The 1,132-nt window shown below is 74.1% G+C and carries 2 pseudogenes; both read right to left on the bottom strand.

Going from position 1 to position 1,132, the window contains the following annotated elements:
* Positions 1–1,008: pseudogene (gene hypE, locus IQ216_RS13915) on the bottom strand (hydrogenase expression/formation protein HypE); the annotation flags it as partial.
* Positions 996–1,132 (bottom strand): annotated as a pseudogene (locus IQ216_RS13910) (hypothetical protein); the annotation flags it as partial. The pseudogenes hypE and IQ216_RS13910, both read right to left, overlap by 13 nt.

Genomic DNA, 1,132 nt, shown 5'->3' with positions numbered 1-1,132 from the left:
GAGGGGCAGCAGCAGCCGCTGCGTACCCAGGGCCGTGGTCAGCACCACCTGGGGCCGGCCAGCGGCGGGCCGCACCGCACCGATCCAGGCGCCCCCGTCGGGCTCCAGCAGGGCGAGGGCCCGGGCGCTGTGTTCAGGGGGCACCACCGCCACGAAACGGCCCTCATTGGCCAGATGCAGCGGTTCGAAACCCAGCAGGGCGCAGGTGCGGGCCACGGGCTCGATCACCGGCAGCCGCGATTCCTCGATCGCCAGCTCCACCCCCGCCGCCTCGGCCAGCTCCTGCAGGGCACTGGCCAGGCCGCCGCGGGTGAGGTCCCGCAGGCAGTGGAGCCGCAGGCCGGCGGCGAGCATCCGCTCCACCTGGGGCCAGAGCGGAGCGCAGTCAGACAGAACGGGCGGATCCAGCTGCAGTCCGTGGCGGGCGGCGAGGATCGCCACGCCATNNNNGNNNNGNNCGNNGNNNNCCNNCANNNGGTCGCCGGGCCGGATCGCGGTGGGCTGGATCGCGCTGGGAACAATGGCCGGGCCATCGGGCGCTTCCGGCTGCGCTCCGTCCAGGCTCTGCAGGCCGATGCCGCTGGTGGTGATGAACAGGCCATCGCCCTTGCCGCGCTCCACCACCTTGGTGTCACCGGTCACGATGGTGAGGCCACACAGCCGGGCGGCCGCGGCCATGGAGGCCACCACCCGGCGCAGCAGCGCCAGCGGCAGGCCCTCCTCCAGGATCAGGGCCACACTCAGGTGCAGGGGTCGCGCTCCGGCCATGGCCAGGTCATTGGCGGTGCCGATCACGGCCAGCCGGCCGATGTCGCCTCCGGGGAACTCCAGGGGCTGCACCACGTAGCCGTCGGTGCTGAAGGCGAGCCGGCCATGGGGCAGCGCCAGGCTGGCGGCGTCGTGGAGCACCTGGGCGGGATCGGCGTAGAGGGGCCGCAGGTCACGGTCGATCAGCTGCTGCATCACGGTGCCGCCGCCGCCGTGGGCCAGCTGGATCAGCTCCTGCATGGAACCGCCCGGTAGCGGTGGTAGGCCGCGCAGGCCCCCTCGCTCGACMCCATCGGCGCCCCCAGCGGGTGTTCGGGCCGGCAGCCGCTGCCGAAGGCGGCGCAGTCGCTGGGCAGAGCCCGCC

This window comes from Cyanobium sp. LEGE 06143 (assembly GCF_015207535.1).
Lineage (GTDB): Bacteria > Cyanobacteriota > Cyanobacteriia > PCC-6307 > Cyanobiaceae > NIES-981.
Note: the sequence above shows the minus strand (reverse complement) of the source record. Positions and strands in the feature narration are given on the sequence as shown.